The following is a 15,983-nucleotide window of genomic DNA, read 5'->3' on the forward strand; positions in this document are numbered from 1 at the left end:
ACTAATACGCATTAGGATCACCGAGCTGAACCGCATTAGGTTCGCTGTCCTGAACCGCATTAGTGCATACTGCTCCGGAATGTGTCGCCGGAATGGGGAATCGCCATGTCAGGCAAGCGGTCACCGGCCCGTCGGCCGACGATGAAGGACATCGCGCGGCACGCGGGGGTCTCCCAGAGCGCGGTCTCCTTCGCGCTGAACGGCCGGCCCGGCGTGTCGGAGGACACCCGCGACCGGGTGCGGCGGGTCGCCGAGGAGCTGGGCTGGCGGCCCAGTACGGCGGCGCGCGCACTGTCCGGGGAGGGCGCGGCGACGGTCGGCTTCGTGCTGGCGCGTCCGGCCGACACCCTGGGTGTGGACTCGTTCTTCCTGCAACTGGTCTCGGGCATCCAGGAGGTGCTGGCCGAGCGCCATCTCGGCCTGCTGTTCCAGGTGGTGGAGGACATCGCCGACGAGTGCGCGGTGTACCGGCGCTGGTGGGCCGAGCACCGGGTGGACGGCGTCCTCGTCGTCGACCCGCGCACCGACGATCCCCGCCCCGACCTCCTCGACGAACTCGGCCTGCCCGCCGTGGTCATCGGCGGCGCACCCGACGACCGCCATCCCGGCCTGTCGACCGTCTGGGCGGACGACGCGGGCGCGATGGCCTCGGTCGTGGACGGCCTGTACGCGCTCGGCCATCGCCGGATCGTGCACATCGCCGGTCTGCCGGGGCTCGCCCACACCGAGCGCCGCATCCGCACGCTGCGCGCGGAGGCGGGGCGCCGTGGCCTGTCCGAGGTGCAGTCGGTGACCACCGACTACTCCGACGCCGAGGGCGCGGCGGTCACCCGCCGGGTCCTGGAGGGCCCCACTCCGCCGACCGCGCTGATCTACGACAACGACGTGATGGCCGTCGCCGGCGCCGCGACCGCGGCCGAACTCGGCTTCTCGGTACCGGCGGACGTGTCGGTGGTGTCCTGGGAGGACTCGGCGCTGTGCCGCATCGTCAAGCCGTGGCTGTCCGCGCTGTCCCGGGACAGCGTGGAGTTCGGGCGCACGGCGGCCCGGGAACTGACCGCGCTGCTGGACGGGGGGTCGGCGCGGGCGGTGCGGGTGCCGGTCCCGCGGTTGATCGAGCGGGGCAGCACGGGGGTGGCCCGGGACGCGTGACGGCCTCGTGCGGGCCGTGACCCGCTCGGGTCGGCCGGAAGGCACTGCCCCTCACAGCCGGCCTGATCCAAACGACAGGGCCTAGCCGCGCAGCCCCTGAAGCCCTTCGTAAGCGGCCGTCACGATCTCCATGCCCCGGGTGTCCTCCGCGGGCTCGCGCATCTGGTTCGTCACGTACGCCACGACCAACCGGCTGTCGGGCTCGATCATCACCAGGGACCCGCCCCAGCCGCCCCAGCCGTACGTGGTGCCGAACCGGCCGTACCCCAGCCCCCAGCTCATCGGCATGCCCAGGACCCGGTCGTCGCCGGTGAACTGCTCCTCCCACGCGCGGTCACAGCCGGCCCGGGACAGCAGCCGTACCCCTCGCGCCTCTCCCCCGCAGGCGAGCAGGGACTGCACCAGGGCCACCGAACGGGCGTTGCCGTATCCGCTCGCCGCGGGAATCTGCGCGCGACGCCAGGGCAGGCCGTTGCCGTCCCGGACGCGTACGCCGTTGCCCGCCTCGGAGCCCTCGGGGTTGCCGGGCGCGCTCGCCGCGTAGTCCTCACCGTGCCCCTTCGGCGGGATCGTGCGCGCGACCCGGTGGTCGTGTTCGGAGGCCAGCCCGATGTGGAAGTCGGCGCCCAGCGGACCGGCCACTTCCTCGGCGAGGAACTCGCCCACGCTGCGGCCGGTGACGCGCCGCACGACCTCGCCGACCAGGAATCCCTGGGTCATCGAGTGGTATCCGGCCGCGGTGCCCGGCTCCCACCGAGGCGCCCGGGCGGCGAGCCGTGCCGTGGCGGACGGCCAGTCGTAGAGGTCCTCGACCGAGCCGTCCCAGTCGGGCAGCCCGGCGGTGTGCGCGAGCAGATGCCGTACGAGCACCTTCTCCTTGCCCGCCGCACCGAACTCCGGCCAGTAGCGGCAGACGGGCGCGGAGAGATCGAGTTCGCCCCGATCGGCCAGGACGAGGGCGCACAGTGCCGTCATCGTCTTGGTCACGGACCAGACGTTGACGATGGTGTCGCGCTCCCACGGGACGGCGCGTTCGGCGTCCGCGAACCCGCCCCAGACGTCCACGACCGGCTCGCCGTCCACGAACACCGCGACGGAGCCGCCCGCGTCCCCCGCGTCCAGCATGGCGGCGAGCGCGTTCGGGACGGCGAGGAACAGGTTGTCGTACGAACCCTGGAGGTCGGCCATGTGCCCCATCCAGCCCGTGCCGCACCGCCCCGGTCAACCGAATTTCAGAGCCGCGACCGGTACAGCCCGAACTCCACGAGCCGCACCGCGGCACGCGAACCGGTCACCCGGACTCGCCACCGACGCGCCCGCACCGGCGCCGCCAGCAGCAGGATCCGGCTCGCGCCGATCGTCCCGGCCCGGGTCACCTCCGTCCAGGCGCCGTCGCGCCGGGCCTCGACGACGAAGCTCTCCACCTGCTGGCCGAGGCAGATGTCCTCGGCCAGCCGGATCCGGTCGACCTCCCGCTCCCGGCCGAGGTCGACGGTGACACGGCCCGGTGAAACGGTCGTCCGCGCGTCGCGTGCCAGGTCCTCCGGGAGTTCGCGGTCCACGCGTTCGCGGAACTCGCGCAGCCGTGCCACGTCGGCGGCGGGCAGCAGGCCGTCGGTGTCCGGCGGGACGTTGAGCAGCAGCACCGAGTTGCGGCCCACGGACCGGAAGTAGATGTCCGTCAACTGCTCGACGCTCTTGGGCTGTTGGTCGGCGTGGTAGAACCAGCCGTCCCGGATGGACACGTCGCACTCGGCCGGCCACCACTGCAGGTGGTCGGCCACCGGCCGGGCCTTGACGAGCGCGTCGCGGCTGCCCATGTCGGGGGCGTCGTACGCGAGGGCGTAGTCGGTCCGGCCGTAGTCCTTCTCCTGGACCGGTACGACACTCCACTCGTCCTGACGGGCCAGCCCGCCCTCGTTGCCGACCCAGCGCACGTCCGGCCCGGAGACGGCGACGGTCGCGTCGGGGGCGAGCGACCGCACCAGCGCGTACCAGCTGTCCCAGTCGTACTTCTCCACCTTGTCCGGCGGGATGCGGCCCTGCGCGCCGTCGAACCACACCTCGTCGACCGGCCCGTACTCGGTGAGGACCTCGTAGAGCTGGTTGAGCATGTGGGCGCCGTAGTCGGTGGCCGGGAGGGTGTACGACCGCGGGGGTGTGCGGTCGTCGCCCTCGACGGGCGTGGGGATCGTGCGGTCGGCGCGGGCGCTGCCGTTGGCGTAGACGCCGTGGAGGTACTGGTTCTCGTCGGCGGGTGAGATGTAGACGCCGACCTTGATGCCGTACCGGCGCATGGAGTCGGCGAAGGAACGCAGGACGTCGCCCTGGCCTCCCTCCCAACTGCTCGACGTCACCGAGTGGTTGGTGTAGCGGGACTGGTAGAGCACGAAGCCGTCGTGGTGCTTGACAGTGAGGATGGCCAGCTTGAAGCCGCCGTCGCGCAGGGCGCGGGCCCACTGGTCGGTGTCGAGGCCGGTCGGCTGGAACACGTCGGGGTCCTCGTCTCCCGTGCCCCATTCCAGGCCGGTGAACGTGTTCACGCCGAAGTGCAGGAAGGCGGTCCGCTCCAGGCGCTGCCAGGCGATCTGGCGTGCGGTGGGGCGGACCTGGGAGGCCTTGCGGACCAGGTCGGCCTCGGTGTCGTCGGGGCTGACGGGGATACGGGACTGGGGGTCGTTCGAGGTGTGCGAGGCGGCGGTGGGCGCCGCGAGGGCGGGTCCGGTGGCGCCGGTCGCGGCGAGGACGGCGGCTGTCGCGACGAAGACGCGTCGGGAAACGGCCATGGGACGACTCCTCGGGTCAGGTCATCAAGTCAGGTGCTCAGGTCCTCGGTCAGGTCCTCAGGCCAGTTGCCACACGGCGGGCGTGCGCCGGTCCGGCGGGTACTGCACGAGCCGGCCGTCCTCCGTGACGGTCACCGTCATCCGGGTGATGGCGTTGACGAGCCGGTAGCCACCGGGGGCGGGCTCCAACTGCCAGCGCTGGAGGGTGTTCGCGGGATCGCACCTCTGCGGCGCCGCCTCCACCCCGGGCTGGAGCGGCACGTTGAGCGTGAGCCGGCCGCCGCGCACCTCCAGGCAGCCGTCCGCCGTGCGCACGGTCACGTAGCCGTCGGCGGTGCGCTCGACGTCGGCGTCGAAGGTCCGGCCGCTCGCCCGGAAGGTGTACGAGCCGTCCGCCACCGGCACCCGGGTCAGGTCCCGCCACCCGGGCGCGTGCCCGACCGCCGTGCCGCGGGCGGTGAACCCGTCGTACGTGGCGTCCGGGTGCGGATAGCCCCAGGTCGCCTGGGCGATGTGCCGGAGCGCGGGCCACAGGGCGACGGCGACCTCGTTCTCGGTCTCGCCGCGGCCGTTGTCGGGCCAGAGGCTGATCTTGGCGCCGGTGATGCCGTCGGCGGAGGCCAGCTTCTCGCCCTCGAAGCCGCGCGGGTCCCAGCTCTGGTCGTAGAGCCCCTCGGTGTCGCTGTGGAAGCCGCCCCGGACGAGGTAGAGGGCGTAGGCGGCGTTCATCAACGGATAGCCCTGGGCGCGCAGTCGGCTCGGCTTCGTCGCCACGTTCAGCCAGTGCTCGACCGTCGTTCCCGCGCTCACCGGGACGGTGTTGGCGCCGGTGAGCCCGTCGTTCCAGATGCGCAGCTTCCTGCCCTTGCCCGCCGCGTAGGCGTGCACGCGGTTGACGAAGTCGATGAACGCGTCCTGGGGTGTGGCGTCGGGGCCGTACCTGTCCTGGGCGTACTTCAGGATCTGCGGGTACTTGGCGAAGTCGGAGCCGAGCATGTACTCGTCGGCGCCCATGTGCCAGGAGGCGGCGGGGAAGACCTGGGCGTACTCGTCGATGAGGCTCGTGTAGTAGGCGAAGGCCTCCGGCCTGGTGATGTCGAGGCGTGCGGGCTGCTTGTTGCCGTCGGAGTCGGTCAGTTGCAGATCCGGGCGGTTCTCGATCCACGGGTCCATGTGGCCCGGGGAGTTGATCTCGGGGATGATCTCGACGTGGTACCGCTTGCCGAGGGCGACCAGGCGGCGTATCTCGTCCTTGGTGTAGTAGCCCCAGGTGTTGGCCTCGGGATGGGCGTCGCTCTTCACCTTCAGTTCCAGGAGAAGCTGGTTGAGCTTGTGGTACGCCATCTCGCGGACCAGGTTCTCCAGCCAGGGCAGGGAGATGTTGATGTAGCAGGCGCAGACGCCGACGCCCCGCTCCTTGTAGCGCGGTACATCGACTGTTCGGCCGGCGGGGACGCGGTCGCCCTGGGCGAGGAGCTGGAGGACGGTGCGGGTGCCGTAGAAGGCGCCGGTCTCGGTCGCCGCGGTGACCGACAGCCGCCGGCCGGCGCGCAGTTCGTAGCCCTCCGCGCCGAGGGAGGTCCGGGAGTGCCGGACGTCGATGACGATGTCACCGGTCCGGGAAGCGTCCGCCACCACGGGGACGGTGCCGTGTCCCGCCTCGCGGAGATCGTCGGCGAGGGTGTCGGCGACCCGCCGTTCGGTCGCGTCGTCGGCCACGAGGCGGGCGGAGCGCCCGTAGGTGTAACTGCCGGAGGCGGGCGCCCAGTCGGTCAGGGCGGGAACCGTGACCGGTGCGCCCCGCTCCCCCTCCGCGAGCGCCGGCACCGGCGCCGTGAAGAGCAGCGTCAACGCCGCCAGGGCACCGGCCCATCTCAAGCGTGTCCTCATGAGGCACCCCATTCATCGGATGTCTGATGATTGGGCGGGCCTCAGGGGCTGTCAATGCACCGCGAAGTGAGAGGAGTTGACTCATTGGTCGGATGATGTGCAGGTCAGCACGGCTGTACCGAGGGAGGGCGGCGCGAAAAGTCCAAGAAGACCCTCCTGAATATCCAAGCCGAGTGCCCTCTCGACTCCGGGCCCGTCGCCCGGCAGAGTGCTCCTACATACTCGCGAGTAAGCCCTGAGGAGCGCCCGTGACCAGCTGGGTCGGCCGGACCGCCGCCGAGATCGCCGCCGCCGTACGCGAGAAGCAGGCCACACCCCGTGAGGTGGTGGCCGAGCACCTGGCCCGCATCGAGCGGCTCGACGGCCGCGTCGGCGCCTTCCGCCTGGTCCGGGCCGAGGCGGCGCTCGCCGAGGCCGACGAGGTGGGCTCGCGCGCCGACCTGGCCGAACTGCCCCTCGCGGGCGTGCCGGTGGCGATCAAGGACAACCTCGCGGTGCGCGGCGAGTCCAACCGCGTCGGCTCCGCGGCCACGCCGGACACCCCGGCCGACGACGACCACGTCACCGTGGCCCGGCTGCGGGCCGCCGGCGCGGTGGTCGTGGGCCTGACGAACGTGCCGGAGCTGTGTGTCTTCGGCACCACGGAGGGCGTGCACGGCACCGCCCGCAACCCCTGGGACACCTCGCGCACGGCGGGCGGCTCGTCCGGCGGCAGCGCGGCCGCGGTCGCCGCGGGCATGGTGCCGATCGCCCTCGGCAACGACGGCATGGGCTCCCTGCGCATCCCGGCGGCCAACTGCGGCCTGGTCACCATCAAGCCCGGGCACGGCGTGGTCCCGGCCGGCATCAGCGACGGCGACTGGTTCGGCATGTCGGAGAACGGCCCACTGGCCACCACGGTCGAGGACGCCCGGCTGATGCTGTCGATCCTCGCCGACACCGAGGTCGTACGACCGGACACCCCCGGCACCCACCGGATCGCCGTGTCCCTGCGCAGCCCGCTCGCGGGCGTCACCATCAGCAAGCCGTACGCGACCGCCGCCCGCGATGCCGCGGCGCTGCTGATCAAGGCCGGTCACCAGGTACGGCGCGCCGACCCGCCGTATCCGATGTCGCTGGGCGTCACCTCGCTGACCCACTGGACGGCGGGCACCTCGGTGGACGCCCAGGGCCTCGACCCCCGGCAACTCACCCGCCGGACCCGGGTCCACGCCGCCGTCGGGAAGCGCTTCGTCGACCGGGTACGGGCCGGCGCGAGCCGGGAGGAGCTGCGCCGGCGGCTGGAGCCGTTCTTCGCCGAGTACGACGTGCTGCTCACCCCGGCCCTGGCCCGCCGCTCCCCCAAGTCCGAGCCATGGCACGAGCGGGGCTGGCTGCGCAACGTCATGGCCAACACCAACTACTCCCCGCTCACCCCACCGTGGAACCTCACCGGCTGGCCCGCCATGGCGGTCCCGTTCGGCACGCTCCCCTCCGGGGCCCCCGCCGCGGTACAGCTGGTCGGGCGCCCCGGCTCGGAGGCGGAGCTGCTGGCGCTGGCGGAGCGGATCGAGGCGCTGCGTCCGTGGCGGCGGACGGCACCACTGGACTAGGTCGTTTCGCGAGCGGGCGTGCTCGTGCTCAGTACACGCGCACCCCGTAGGCGTTGAGGGCCTCGGTGACCGGCTGGTAGAACGTCGTGGCGAAGAACGGGAAGCTGCAGCTGCCCGAGCCGCCGGAGGTGAGGCCCAGCCCCTGGCTGCCCGCGTAGAGGGGGCCGCCGCTGTCGCCGGGGTTGGCGCAGATGTTGGTGCGGATCAGGCCGGTGACGGTGCCTTGCGGGTAGCGCACGGTCCAGTTGAGGCCGGTGACACGGCCGCAGCGGGTGCCGGTCGTGGAGCCGCGGCGGCAGACCTGCTGATTGAGCTGGGCCTCGCCGGCGCTGGTGATGTCCTGGCTGCCGACCGTGCCGGGCGGGACGGGCTGGCCGCTGTCGTACCGCACGATTCCGTAGTCGTTGCCGGGGAAGCTGGACCCGGCGGTGGTGCCGATGTGCGTGACGAACCGGTCGGAGTACCAGTCGGTGATGCCGTTGGTGCAGTGGCCGGCGGTCAGGAAGAAGTAGTTCCCGGCCCCGTCCTGGGTGTTGAAGCCGAGGGAGCAGCGGTACTGGCCGGCGGGGCCGTTGCCGTAGACGGCGTCGCCTCCGGAGACGTACGCGGTGAGTTTGCCCCGCAGGCGCTCGACGCGCAGCGCGCCTGCGTTGGCGCCCGCGCCCCGCTTGATGGCGTCGATCGCGGCGCCGGGCACGGTGCTGTCGGCGGCGAGCAGCACCCTGCGGGACGTTTCGTCCACGCTCCAGGCGGTGCCGGCCACATCGGCGCTCGCGACCGCCTTCTCGACCGCGGCAAGCTGCGCGGAGCTGTACGTGGTGCTCGGTCCGGGTTCGACGGCGCCCGCGGGGGCCGCGGTCCCGGTCAGGACCGTCGCCGCCAGGGCGGTCAGCCCGGATGCCAGGGCGACCAGGCGGGCAGGGCGTCTCGCGCCGCGGGGCGCCGGGCGTCTGATCCTCATACGGGTCTCCAGGAAGGGTCGGGCCACACACCGCAGGACGGGAACGGCCGTTCGGTGATCTCTTCCGGACGCTAACCACGCCCCAGGCCTCCAGCGATCCGGACAGCTCGTACGGGTGACGGCACGACCTCGGACTTGCATGGGCAGCACCAGCGGCCGGCCCGGTGGGCTGACCGGGCCGGCGTCACGCAGGGCGGGTGAGGGACTGCGACACCCCGGCCGCGGACCTCGCGTTCGGCGTCTCCCCGCAGCCTCAGAGTCCGCGGAGGGCGAAGGGCCCGTCGGCACCGAACGCCAGGCGCGCGAAGCGTTCGCCCATACGTCGGTGGGTGGCGGCGTCGGGGTGGAGGTCGTCGGGCAGGGGCAGTTCGGCGAAGTCGGTCTCGCCGTAGAGGTCGCGGCCGTCGAGGTGGTGCAGGTTCGGGTCGTCGACCGCCCGCTGCTTCACGATGCGGGACAGCTCGTCCCGGATGACGCCCAACGTCAGCTTGCCGCTCGCGCGTTCCGCCGGGTCGCCCATGGCGACGAACTTCAGTCGTCCCGTGCCGAGGGCGCTGAAGTCCGGGGCGCAGGGGCCGGGCGTGTCCTCGTGGATCGGGCACAGGATGGGCGACACGACCAGCAGTGGTGTCGTCGGGTGCCCTTCCCGGACGGTGTCGAGGAACCCGTGGACCGCGGGGCCGAAGGCGCGCAGCCGCATCAGGTCCATGTTGACGAGGTTGATGCCGATCTTGAGGCTGATGAGGTCGGCGGGGGTGTCGCGCAGGGCGCGGGCGGTGAACGGGTCGAGGAGGGCACTGCCGGCCAGGCCCAGGTTGATCAGCTCGACGCCGCCGAGGCGGGCGGCGAGCGCGGGCCAGATGCCGGTAGGGCTCGCGGCGTCGGAGCCGTGGCTGATCGAACTGCCGTGGTGCAGCCACACCCTGCGGCCCGGATCGCGGGCGGGTTCCACGGGGGCGTCGGTGCGCAGGGCGATCAGTTCGGTGGTCTCGTTGTGCGGCAGCCAGATCTCGACGTCCTTGTCGCCGTCGGGCAGCCCGGTGAAGCGGACGGTGCCGGCCGGGCCGGGCCGGTGCTCGGCGGTGCCCGCGGTCATGTCGATGGTCACGACATTGCCGCCGGTCACACTCCCCTGCCCGGCGGTGCTGCCGTCGACGATCAGGTCGTATACACCGTCCGGGCGGGGCGGGGCGCCCACGTAACTCCGTTTGGTGGGCAGCGTGTCGAGTTCGACGGCCGTGGCCCGGGTGCGGAAGGCCAGCCGTACGCCGGAGGGCTGTGACTCGGCCATGGCCAGCTGACCGTCGGTGTTCTGGGCGCGCGCCCGGGCCGGCAGCCGGTGCGGCAGTACGCCGTGCTCGGTGCGCTCGACGTCGAGGGCGCCGCGCAGGAGGTCGGCGGTGAGGGGCGTGGTGATCCAGTCGTGCGGGGTGTCCATGTCCTCAGAGTCCTTGTCGTCGGCGTCCCGGTCGTCGGCCCTGTCGGTCAGGGGGTGGAGGCCGTGGGCCAGTTGCGCAGCAGGGCGTCGAGGGCGTCCAGGATCCGGGTCCAGGTCTCCTCGGAGTCGGGGGCGCTGTGGCTGAAGCCGCCCGCCGACTCCAGGCTGGCGTAGCCGTGGAAGACGCTGCCCAGCAGCCGTACGGCGTGGGTCGCGTCCGGCTCCGTCAGCTCGTAGCCGCGCAGGATCGCCCGCGTCATCTGCGCGTGCCGGACGCCCGCGCTCGCGGCCGCCGTCCGCGGGTCCAGCCGCATGCGCGCGGCGGCGGCGCGGCCGGGGTGCTCGCGCTCGTAGTCGCGGTAGACGTTCGCGAAGGCGACCAGGGCGTCCTTGCCGGCCCGTCCGGCGATGGCGTCGGCGGCCCGGTCGGCCAGTTCCTCCAGCGCGAACAGGGTGATCCGGGTCTTGAGGTCCTGGGAGTTCTTCACATGCGAGTACAGGCTCGCGACCTTGACGTCGAACCGCCGGGCGAGCTCCGACGCGGTCACCTGCTCGAAGCCGATCTCGTCGGCGAGTTCCGCACCTGCCCGGACCAGACGTTCCGTGCTCAGTCCCACACGCGCCATAACCATCCCCTCGATTACCGTAACCGAGTATGCATTTACCTAAAGCATTTAGGCAAATGCCGATGGTGCAGCTTCAACCCGCTAAAGCTCCCTGTACATGATGTGCAGGCCCACCCGTCCGTGCCGGGGGTGATCGAAGGCGTCCGGGACCGTGCCGAGGATCGTGAAGCCGAAGGAGGTCCACAGGCGCACGGCCGGGTTGGTCTCGACGACCGCGTTGAAGACCATGCCCCGGTAGCCGCCTTTCCTGGCCTCGGCCAGGACATGTTCGGCCAGAGCACGGCCGAGGCCACGGCCGCCCTGATCGGGGTCGACCATGAAGCCGGCGTTGGCGATACGGGCGGCGGGTCCACCGTAGTTGGGCGTGAGATACGCGGAGGCGACGACGGCGCCGGCGTCGTCCTCGACGACGTAGACCCGCTTGGCCGGGTTCATCCACAGCGCCCGCGCCGCGTCTTCGGGGGTGTCCGGATCCCAGGTGTAGGTCTCGCCGGCGGCGACGATCCGGTGCCAGAAAGACCAAATCCGCGGCCAGTCCTCGGCCGCGGCTTCTCTGATCAGCATGGGCGTGAGTCTCGCACGCCCATGCGGTCGGCGATCGCGAAGGGTTCTGCCCCGTCAGTCGACGCTGGGCAGGATGTGGGGCTCGGCGAGGTCGTCCTCGTAGCCGGCCAGGCGGATCGGGGCGGACCTGGCCCACACATCGAGACTGCCGATCTCCTTGGACCGGCGTCCCGAGCGCTCCGTGCGTTCCTTGGGGCGCTGTTCGCGATTCGTCTGCTCAGGTGTCACCGCGCACTCCTTCTGTGTCGGATCACCCTCGGGGCGGGGCCGGCCAGTCTGCGGTCCGGTACCTGACGCCCGCTCGGGTCTTACTCAAAGTCGGCTCGGACGCGGTGGCGCCGGTAACTGGTGTGCAAGCAGGCCGTTGTGCACCGGCTTGTCCCGGGACGGACCATGGGTGTGGGTTGGGACCCTGTACTGCTGTCCGTCCGCTACAGACTAACCAAATGAGCGGGTGCCCGCTCGATGGGGCTGCAAACAAGGTGTAACTATCCGGAGACAACCGGCATTCGGCAGACCCGCTATTCACGTGTTTGTTACGGAATGTGCGGTTTACAGGTCACCCGTTCGGCTCAACATCACCTTCCGTTGCCACTCCGGTCGCCCGCACGCCGCGCAGTTCAAGTCCCGTTGGCCGATTCGCAAGGCGGCCATGATCTGCTGACGGACGGCAACGGCTTGTCCGGCGGGAGGACTGACGCATGGAGCTGCGCAGTGTCGAAGAGCTGATGGATCTGCTGTACGCCTGCCCGCACCAGCGCGCGTTGCGCACCGCCGCGCTGCTGCGCCGCAGCCGCCCCGCCGACAAGGAGCTCCAAGTGGCGGGGCTGGTGCACGACATCGGGGAGCTGCTGTCCCCCGGCGACGGGGTCCGCCGCACCGAGAGCGCGGCCGAGGCCGTACGACCGCTGCTGGGCGAGCGCGTCTACCGCCTCGTACGCGGCCACGGCAACGACGAGGACGCGTTCCGCCTCAGCCTGGCGGACGAGGAGAGCCGGGCCACCGGATTCGACGCCGGTGTCCTGGAGGACTGGCGCACGGTCCTTGAGCTGGTGGCGGCACGGCACTCGCGTCTTGGGGCTGTTGACTGACGGTCCGTCATGAGACGGTACGGCGATGAGGCCGTCGTACGGACTTCAGGGCAGGGCCGCCGTCGTCACCGGCGCCACGCGCGGCATCGGGCACGCCGTCGCCCGGGAACTGGCCGCCGCCGGGGCGCGGGTGTGCGTGACCGCGCGGGACGCGGACGAGGTACGGCGCACGGCTGCCGAACTGGGCGGGGTGGGGGCGGCCGGGAGCGTGGCCGACCCGGACCATCTGCGGGCGGTCGTGGACCTGGCCCTGCGCGAGTTCGGCCGGATCGATGTGATCGTGAACAACGCGGCCACGAATCTGCCGTACGGCCCCCTCATGGACGTGGATCCCTTGGCGTGGCGCGAGGCGTTCACCGTGAACGTCGAGGCGCCGCTGCAGCTCGTGCAGTGCGCGTGGCAGGCCTGGATGCGCGAACACGGCGGCGCGGTGATCAACATCTGCACGGAGGGCGCCGGTCATGTCGGTCCCCACATCGGCGCGTACGGCACGAGCAAGGCGGCCCTCCTCCACCTGACCCAGCAGCTCGCGGGCGAACTGGCCCCGAAGGTGCGGGTCAACTCCGTGTCCCCCGGCCTCGTCCGCACGGAGATGGCACGGTTCGTGTGGGAGCCGGGCGAGGAGGAGGTCGCCGCCGGGCTGCCGCTGAGGCGGATCGGGGAGCCGCAGGACGTGGCGCGGGCGGTGGTGTGGCTGGCGTCGGACGAGGCGGAGTGGGTGACGGGGGCGGACCTGCTGGTGGACGGAGGCACACGGGTACGTGCGGCGCACACGGCGACGGCGTACGCGATACACGAGCGCCTACGGACGCCGGGGACCAGATCCACCTGAAGGGGTGCGGGGCTGTATGGATCTGCGGCTCCGCCGCGTGGGCGCGACCGGCCCCCACAACCCGCAGACGCGCCACCGACACCCGCCTACCACTTACCGGGCGCGTAGTCCTTCAGAAAGACGCCGTACAGATCCTCTCCCGCCTCACCCCGCACGACCGGGTCGTAGACCCGAGCCGCCCCGTCCACCAGATCGAGCGGGGCGTGGAACCCCTCCTCCGCAAGCCGCAGCTTGTCGTAGTGGGGCCGCTCGTCCGTGATCCACCCGGTGTCGACGGAGGTCATCAGGATGCCGTCGGTCTGGAACATCTCCTGCGCGCTGGTGCGCGTGACCATGTTCATCGCGGCCTTGGCGGCGTTCGTGTTCGGATGCCCAGCACCCTTGTAGCCGCGCCCGAAGACACCCTCCATCGCCGACACGTTCACGACGTACGCGCGTCCGCTCGCCGCCTTCTTCGCGGCCTCGGCCATCGCCGGCCGCAGCTTGCTGATCAGGATGAACGGCGCCGTGTAGTTGCACAGCTGGGTCTCGAGGAGCTCCACCGGGGAGATCTGCTCGATGGTCTGGACCCAGGTGTTGGTGTCGACGACGTCGGGGACGAGTCCGCCCGCGTCGATGGCGGTGCCGTCGAGGTGCCGGGCGACGCTGGCGTTGCCCGCGACCAGGGCGAGGTCGGCGACCTGCTGGGCGTCGAGGCCGGAGATCCCGACGGGCAGCGCGGCCAAGCCGTCGACGGCGCCGGAACCGAAGGCTCCGATCACGTGGTGGGCGGGCAGCTCACCGGCGGGCAGCGGGGCGCTCTCGCCCTCGACCAGGGCGGCGTAGGCGGAGGGCAGGCGGCGTACGGTCTGCGTCGCGTTGTTGATCAGGACGTCCAGGGGGCCCGCCTCGGCGACCTGGTCGGCGAGGGCCACGGCCTGGGCCGGGTCGCGCAGGTCGATGCCGACGACCTCCAGGCGGTGCATCCAGTCCGCCGAGTCGTCCATCGCCTTGAAGCGGCGGATGGCGTCCTTCGGAAAGCGCGTGGTGATCGTCGTGTGCGCGCCGTCGCGCAGCAGCCTGAGCGCGATGTACATGCCGATCTTGGCGCGGCCACCGGTGAGCAGGGCCCGCTTGCCGGAGAGGTCGGCGCGGACGTCGCGCTTGGCCCGGTTCACGGCGGCGCAGTCCGGACAGAGCTGGTGGTAGAAGTAGTCGACTTCCACGTACCGGGACTTGCAGGTGTAGCAGGAACGGGGGCGCTGGAGTATCCCCGCGATCTTGCCGGCCTCGGTGACCGACGACGGCAGGATGCCCTCCGTCTCGTCGTCGATGCGCTGGGCGGAGCCGGTCGCCGTGGCCTCCGTGACCGCCTTGTCGTGGGCGGTCTTGGCGGCCCGGCGCTCCTGGCGACGGCGCTGCTTGACGGTGCGGTAGATGCCCGCGGTGGCCCGGCGCACGGCGATCGCGTCGGGGTGGTCGACCTCCAGCTTGTCGAGCTCGTCGAGCACGCTGAGGCAGACGGCGAGCCGCTCGGGGTCGATGCCGGGGCCGTACACGACCTCGTCACCGGGCTCGTACGCGACCTCGTCCGTGGTCGCCGGGCCGTCCTCTGTCACCGTCATCGCGCTGCCGTTTCCCTGATCACCCGCGCGGCGCTCCGACCGCGCCTGCTTTCGAACGGGGAATTCTACGGAGCGCCGGGCCGGTCCTCCAAAAATCGGAGACGATCAAGGACCGCAGGCGGTGATCAGCGACTGCACCTCCTCGGACACCGCCTTGGCCAGCACATCGAGATCCGGTACGGCCTTGGCGTCGGCGACGAGCCCGTAGTGCACGCGTCCGCGGTACGTGGAGATCGCGATCGCGAGCGACTGGCCACGGGCCAGCGGGGCGAACGGGAAGACCTCGGTGACCTGGTGACCGCCGAGCTTCAGGGCGATGCCGGGCAAGGGCACGCTGGTGACCAGGATGTCGAACCAGAGCCGGGCGGCCCCGCCGACCAGCGGTCCGCCGAGCCGGTGGCCGAGCGCCGGGACGTGGTCGGCGAGCAGGGCGACGGCGCCCGCGCCCCGGTTGGGGCCGGCGTCCTTGTTGCGGTCCATGGCGGTGCGGACCGTGGCGAGGCGGCGCAGCGGGTCGGGGTCGTCGACAGGGAGCCGTATCAAGTAGCCGGAGAGCCGGTTGCCCTGAGGGTGCGCGGTGCGCGGGCGGCGCTTGGAGACGGGGATCAGGGCGCGCGGGGCGACGCCCTCGCTGCCGTCGCCGCGTTCGTCGAGCCAGCGACGCAGGGCCCCCGCGACGACGGCGATGAGGACGTCGTTGACGGTGCCGCCGACGGCCTTGCGGACCACGTGCACGTCGTCGATGTCGACGACGACGCCGGCGGTACGGCGGGTGCCGCTCGACTCGGCGGTCAGCGCGTCCGACGAGCGCATCCCGAGGGTCGACACGGCGACGGAGGCGCCGATGTCGAGAGCCCTGCCGACGTCGGACAGGGCACCGCGCACCAGCCCCGGCAGCCTGCGCACATCGGGCAGGCGGCTGCGCGCGGGCTCCTCGGGACGGGGTTTGCGGGCGGGCATGTCCATGGGGTCCAGGACGGCGGCGGCGAGCGTCAGTGCCCGCAGGCCGTCGGCCAGGGCGTGATGGAACTTGAACAGCACGGCGAACGACACCCCGTCCTCGCCCGGCAGCACGTGTGCCTCCCACGGCGGCCGCCCGCGCTCCAGCGGGCGCTCCATGAGCCGGCCCGCCATCGCCTGGAAGTCGGCGGTCGGGGCGTGCAGCCGGACGTGGTCGAGGGGGTCGAAGTCGGGCGCGGGCTCGCGGGCGGCACCCCCGAAGGAGAACGGCTGGAGCAGCCCGCGGGGCTGCCAGGCGTCCCGGATGCGCATCCGCAGCCCCGGAACGGCTGCGGCGCGCGCGGCGAGCAGGTCGGCCGCGTGGGCACCGGCGGTGGGCGAGTGCGCCGTGAACACGCCCAGCGCGCCCAGGTGCATGGGGTGTTCGGCGGACTCGATGTTCCAGAACGCCAGATCGAGAGGTGCGAGCACGTCAGAAGTCAATGGC

The 15,983-nt window shown here is 71.9% G+C and carries 14 protein-coding genes; 4 read left to right on the plus strand and 10 right to left on the minus strand.

Translation table 11 applies throughout. The annotated features are described in order from the left end of the window. The first annotated feature begins 105 nt into the window (after window positions 1–105). Window positions 106–1,152 (plus strand): LacI family DNA-binding transcriptional regulator, encoded by a 1,047-nt coding sequence (locus EJ357_RS04840; RefSeq protein WP_126388948.1) that lies wholly within the window; start codon window positions 106–108, stop codon window positions 1,150–1,152. Window positions 1,153–1,233: 81 nt separating this feature from the next. Here EJ357_RS04840 and EJ357_RS04845 read toward each other — a convergent pair whose 3' ends face one another. The 3 genes from EJ357_RS04845 to EJ357_RS04855 are packed head-to-tail and all read right to left on the minus strand — an operon-like array spanning window position 1,234 to window position 5,828. After that, window positions 1,234–2,340 (minus strand): serine hydrolase domain-containing protein, encoded by a 1,107-nt coding sequence (locus tag EJ357_RS04845; protein WP_126388950.1) that lies wholly within the window; start codon window positions 2,338–2,340, stop codon window positions 1,234–1,236. A 44-nt stretch (window positions 2,341–2,384) separates the two neighbouring features. Then, window positions 2,385–3,938 carry an alpha-L-fucosidase gene (locus tag EJ357_RS04850; RefSeq protein ID WP_126388952.1) on the minus strand — a complete coding sequence of 518 codons (1,554 nt, stop codon included), beginning with the start codon at window positions 3,936–3,938 and terminating at the stop codon, window positions 2,385–2,387. A 57-nt stretch (window positions 3,939–3,995) separates the two neighbouring features. Beyond that, window positions 3,996–5,828: a family 20 glycosylhydrolase gene (locus EJ357_RS04855; RefSeq protein WP_126388954.1), complete on the minus strand. Its 1,833-nt coding sequence runs from the start codon at window positions 5,826–5,828 to the stop codon at window positions 3,996–3,998. A gap of 248 nt (window positions 5,829–6,076) precedes the next feature. On the opposite strand from EJ357_RS04855, the gene EJ357_RS04860 reads away from it, so the two are divergent. After that, on the plus strand, window positions 6,077–7,420 hold the full coding sequence (locus tag EJ357_RS04860; RefSeq protein ID WP_126388956.1) for an amidase: 1,344 nt from the start codon (window positions 6,077–6,079) through the stop codon (window positions 7,418–7,420). Between the two features lie 28 nt (window positions 7,421–7,448). On the opposite strand, the gene EJ357_RS04865 is transcribed toward EJ357_RS04860, so the two are convergent. The 5 genes from EJ357_RS04865 to EJ357_RS04885 all read right to left on the minus strand — a co-directional run bounded on the left by EJ357_RS04865 (window position 7,449) and on the right by EJ357_RS04885 (window position 11,237). Next, complete coding sequence (locus tag EJ357_RS04865; protein WP_126388958.1) at window positions 7,449–8,381, minus strand: S1 family peptidase; 933 nt, start codon at window positions 8,379–8,381, stop codon at window positions 7,449–7,451. Window positions 8,382–8,634: 253 nt separating this feature from the next. Continuing rightward, entirely contained in the window at window positions 8,635–9,819 is a 1,185-nt protein-coding gene (locus tag EJ357_RS04870; RefSeq protein ID WP_126388960.1) for a GDSL-type esterase/lipase family protein, read from the minus strand. Between the two features lie 47 nt (window positions 9,820–9,866). Beyond that, on the minus strand, window positions 9,867–10,445 hold the full coding sequence (locus tag EJ357_RS04875; RefSeq protein ID WP_126388962.1) for a TetR/AcrR family transcriptional regulator: 579 nt from the start codon (window positions 10,443–10,445) through the stop codon (window positions 9,867–9,869). An 81-nt stretch (window positions 10,446–10,526) separates the two neighbouring features. After that, on the minus strand, window positions 10,527–11,009 hold the full coding sequence (locus EJ357_RS04880) for a GNAT family N-acetyltransferase (protein WP_126388964.1): 483 nt from the start codon (window positions 11,007–11,009) through the stop codon (window positions 10,527–10,529). 54 nt (window positions 11,010–11,063) lie between these two features. Next, a complete protein-coding gene (locus tag EJ357_RS04885) occupies window positions 11,064–11,237 on the minus strand; it encodes a hypothetical protein (protein ID WP_107489266.1) in 174 nt (57 codons plus the stop codon). A 473-nt stretch (window positions 11,238–11,710) separates the two neighbouring features. On the opposite strand from EJ357_RS04885, the gene EJ357_RS04890 reads away from it, so the two are divergent. Then, window positions 11,711–12,100 (plus strand): HD domain-containing protein, encoded by a 390-nt coding sequence (locus tag EJ357_RS04890; RefSeq protein WP_126388966.1) that lies wholly within the window; start codon window positions 11,711–11,713, stop codon window positions 12,098–12,100. A 25-nt stretch (window positions 12,101–12,125) separates the two neighbouring features. Continuing rightward, window positions 12,126–12,932, plus strand: a complete 807-nt coding sequence (locus EJ357_RS04895) for an SDR family oxidoreductase (RefSeq protein ID WP_126388968.1) — start codon at window positions 12,126–12,128, stop codon at window positions 12,930–12,932. A gap of 86 nt (window positions 12,933–13,018) precedes the next feature. Here the strand turns inward: EJ357_RS04895 and EJ357_RS04900 are convergent, their stop codons facing one another. Then, window positions 13,019–14,536 (minus strand): SDR family NAD(P)-dependent oxidoreductase, encoded by a 1,518-nt coding sequence (locus EJ357_RS04900; RefSeq protein ID WP_126388970.1) that lies wholly within the window; start codon window positions 14,534–14,536, stop codon window positions 13,019–13,021. A 105-nt stretch (window positions 14,537–14,641) separates the two neighbouring features. Further along, window positions 14,642–15,979, minus strand: a complete 1,338-nt coding sequence (locus tag EJ357_RS04905) for a wax ester/triacylglycerol synthase family O-acyltransferase (RefSeq protein ID WP_126388972.1) — start codon at window positions 15,977–15,979, stop codon at window positions 14,642–14,644. Window positions 15,980–15,983: the final 4 nt, after the last annotated feature.

This window comes from Streptomyces cyaneochromogenes (genome assembly GCF_003963535.1).
GTDB lineage: Bacteria > Actinomycetota > Actinomycetes > Streptomycetales > Streptomycetaceae > Streptomyces > Streptomyces shaanxiensis.

Excerpts from the sequence above, each read along its gene's own strand:
- EJ357_RS04895 (WP_126388968.1), top strand. The coding sequence starts at position 12,126 with ATGAGGCCGTCGTACGGACTTCAGGGCAGGGCCGCCGTCGTCACCGGC.
- EJ357_RS04855 (WP_126388954.1), bottom strand. The coding sequence starts at position 5,828 with ATGAGGACACGCTTGAGATGGGCCGGTGCCCTGGCGGCGTTGACGCTG.
- EJ357_RS04845 (WP_126388950.1), bottom strand. The coding sequence starts at position 2,340 with ATGGCCGACCTCCAGGGTTCGTACGACAACCTGTTCCTCGCCGTCCCG.
- EJ357_RS04880 (WP_126388964.1), bottom strand. The coding sequence starts at position 11,009 with ATGCTGATCAGAGAAGCCGCGGCCGAGGACTGGCCGCGGATTTGGTCT.
- EJ357_RS04865 (WP_126388958.1), bottom strand. The coding sequence starts at position 8,381 with ATGAGGATCAGACGCCCGGCGCCCCGCGGCGCGAGACGCCCTGCCCGC.
- EJ357_RS04900 (WP_126388970.1), bottom strand. The coding sequence starts at position 14,536 with ATGACGGTGACAGAGGACGGCCCGGCGACCACGGACGAGGTCGCGTAC.
- EJ357_RS04870 (WP_126388960.1), bottom strand. The coding sequence starts at position 9,819 with ATGGACACCCCGCACGACTGGATCACCACGCCCCTCACCGCCGACCTC.
- EJ357_RS04850 (WP_126388952.1), bottom strand. The coding sequence starts at position 3,938 with ATGGCCGTTTCCCGACGCGTCTTCGTCGCGACAGCCGCCGTCCTCGCC.
- EJ357_RS04840 (WP_126388948.1), top strand. The coding sequence starts at position 106 with ATGTCAGGCAAGCGGTCACCGGCCCGTCGGCCGACGATGAAGGACATC.
- EJ357_RS04875 (WP_126388962.1), bottom strand. The coding sequence starts at position 10,445 with ATGGCGCGTGTGGGACTGAGCACGGAACGTCTGGTCCGGGCAGGTGCG.
- EJ357_RS04890 (WP_126388966.1), top strand. The coding sequence starts at position 11,711 with ATGGAGCTGCGCAGTGTCGAAGAGCTGATGGATCTGCTGTACGCCTGC.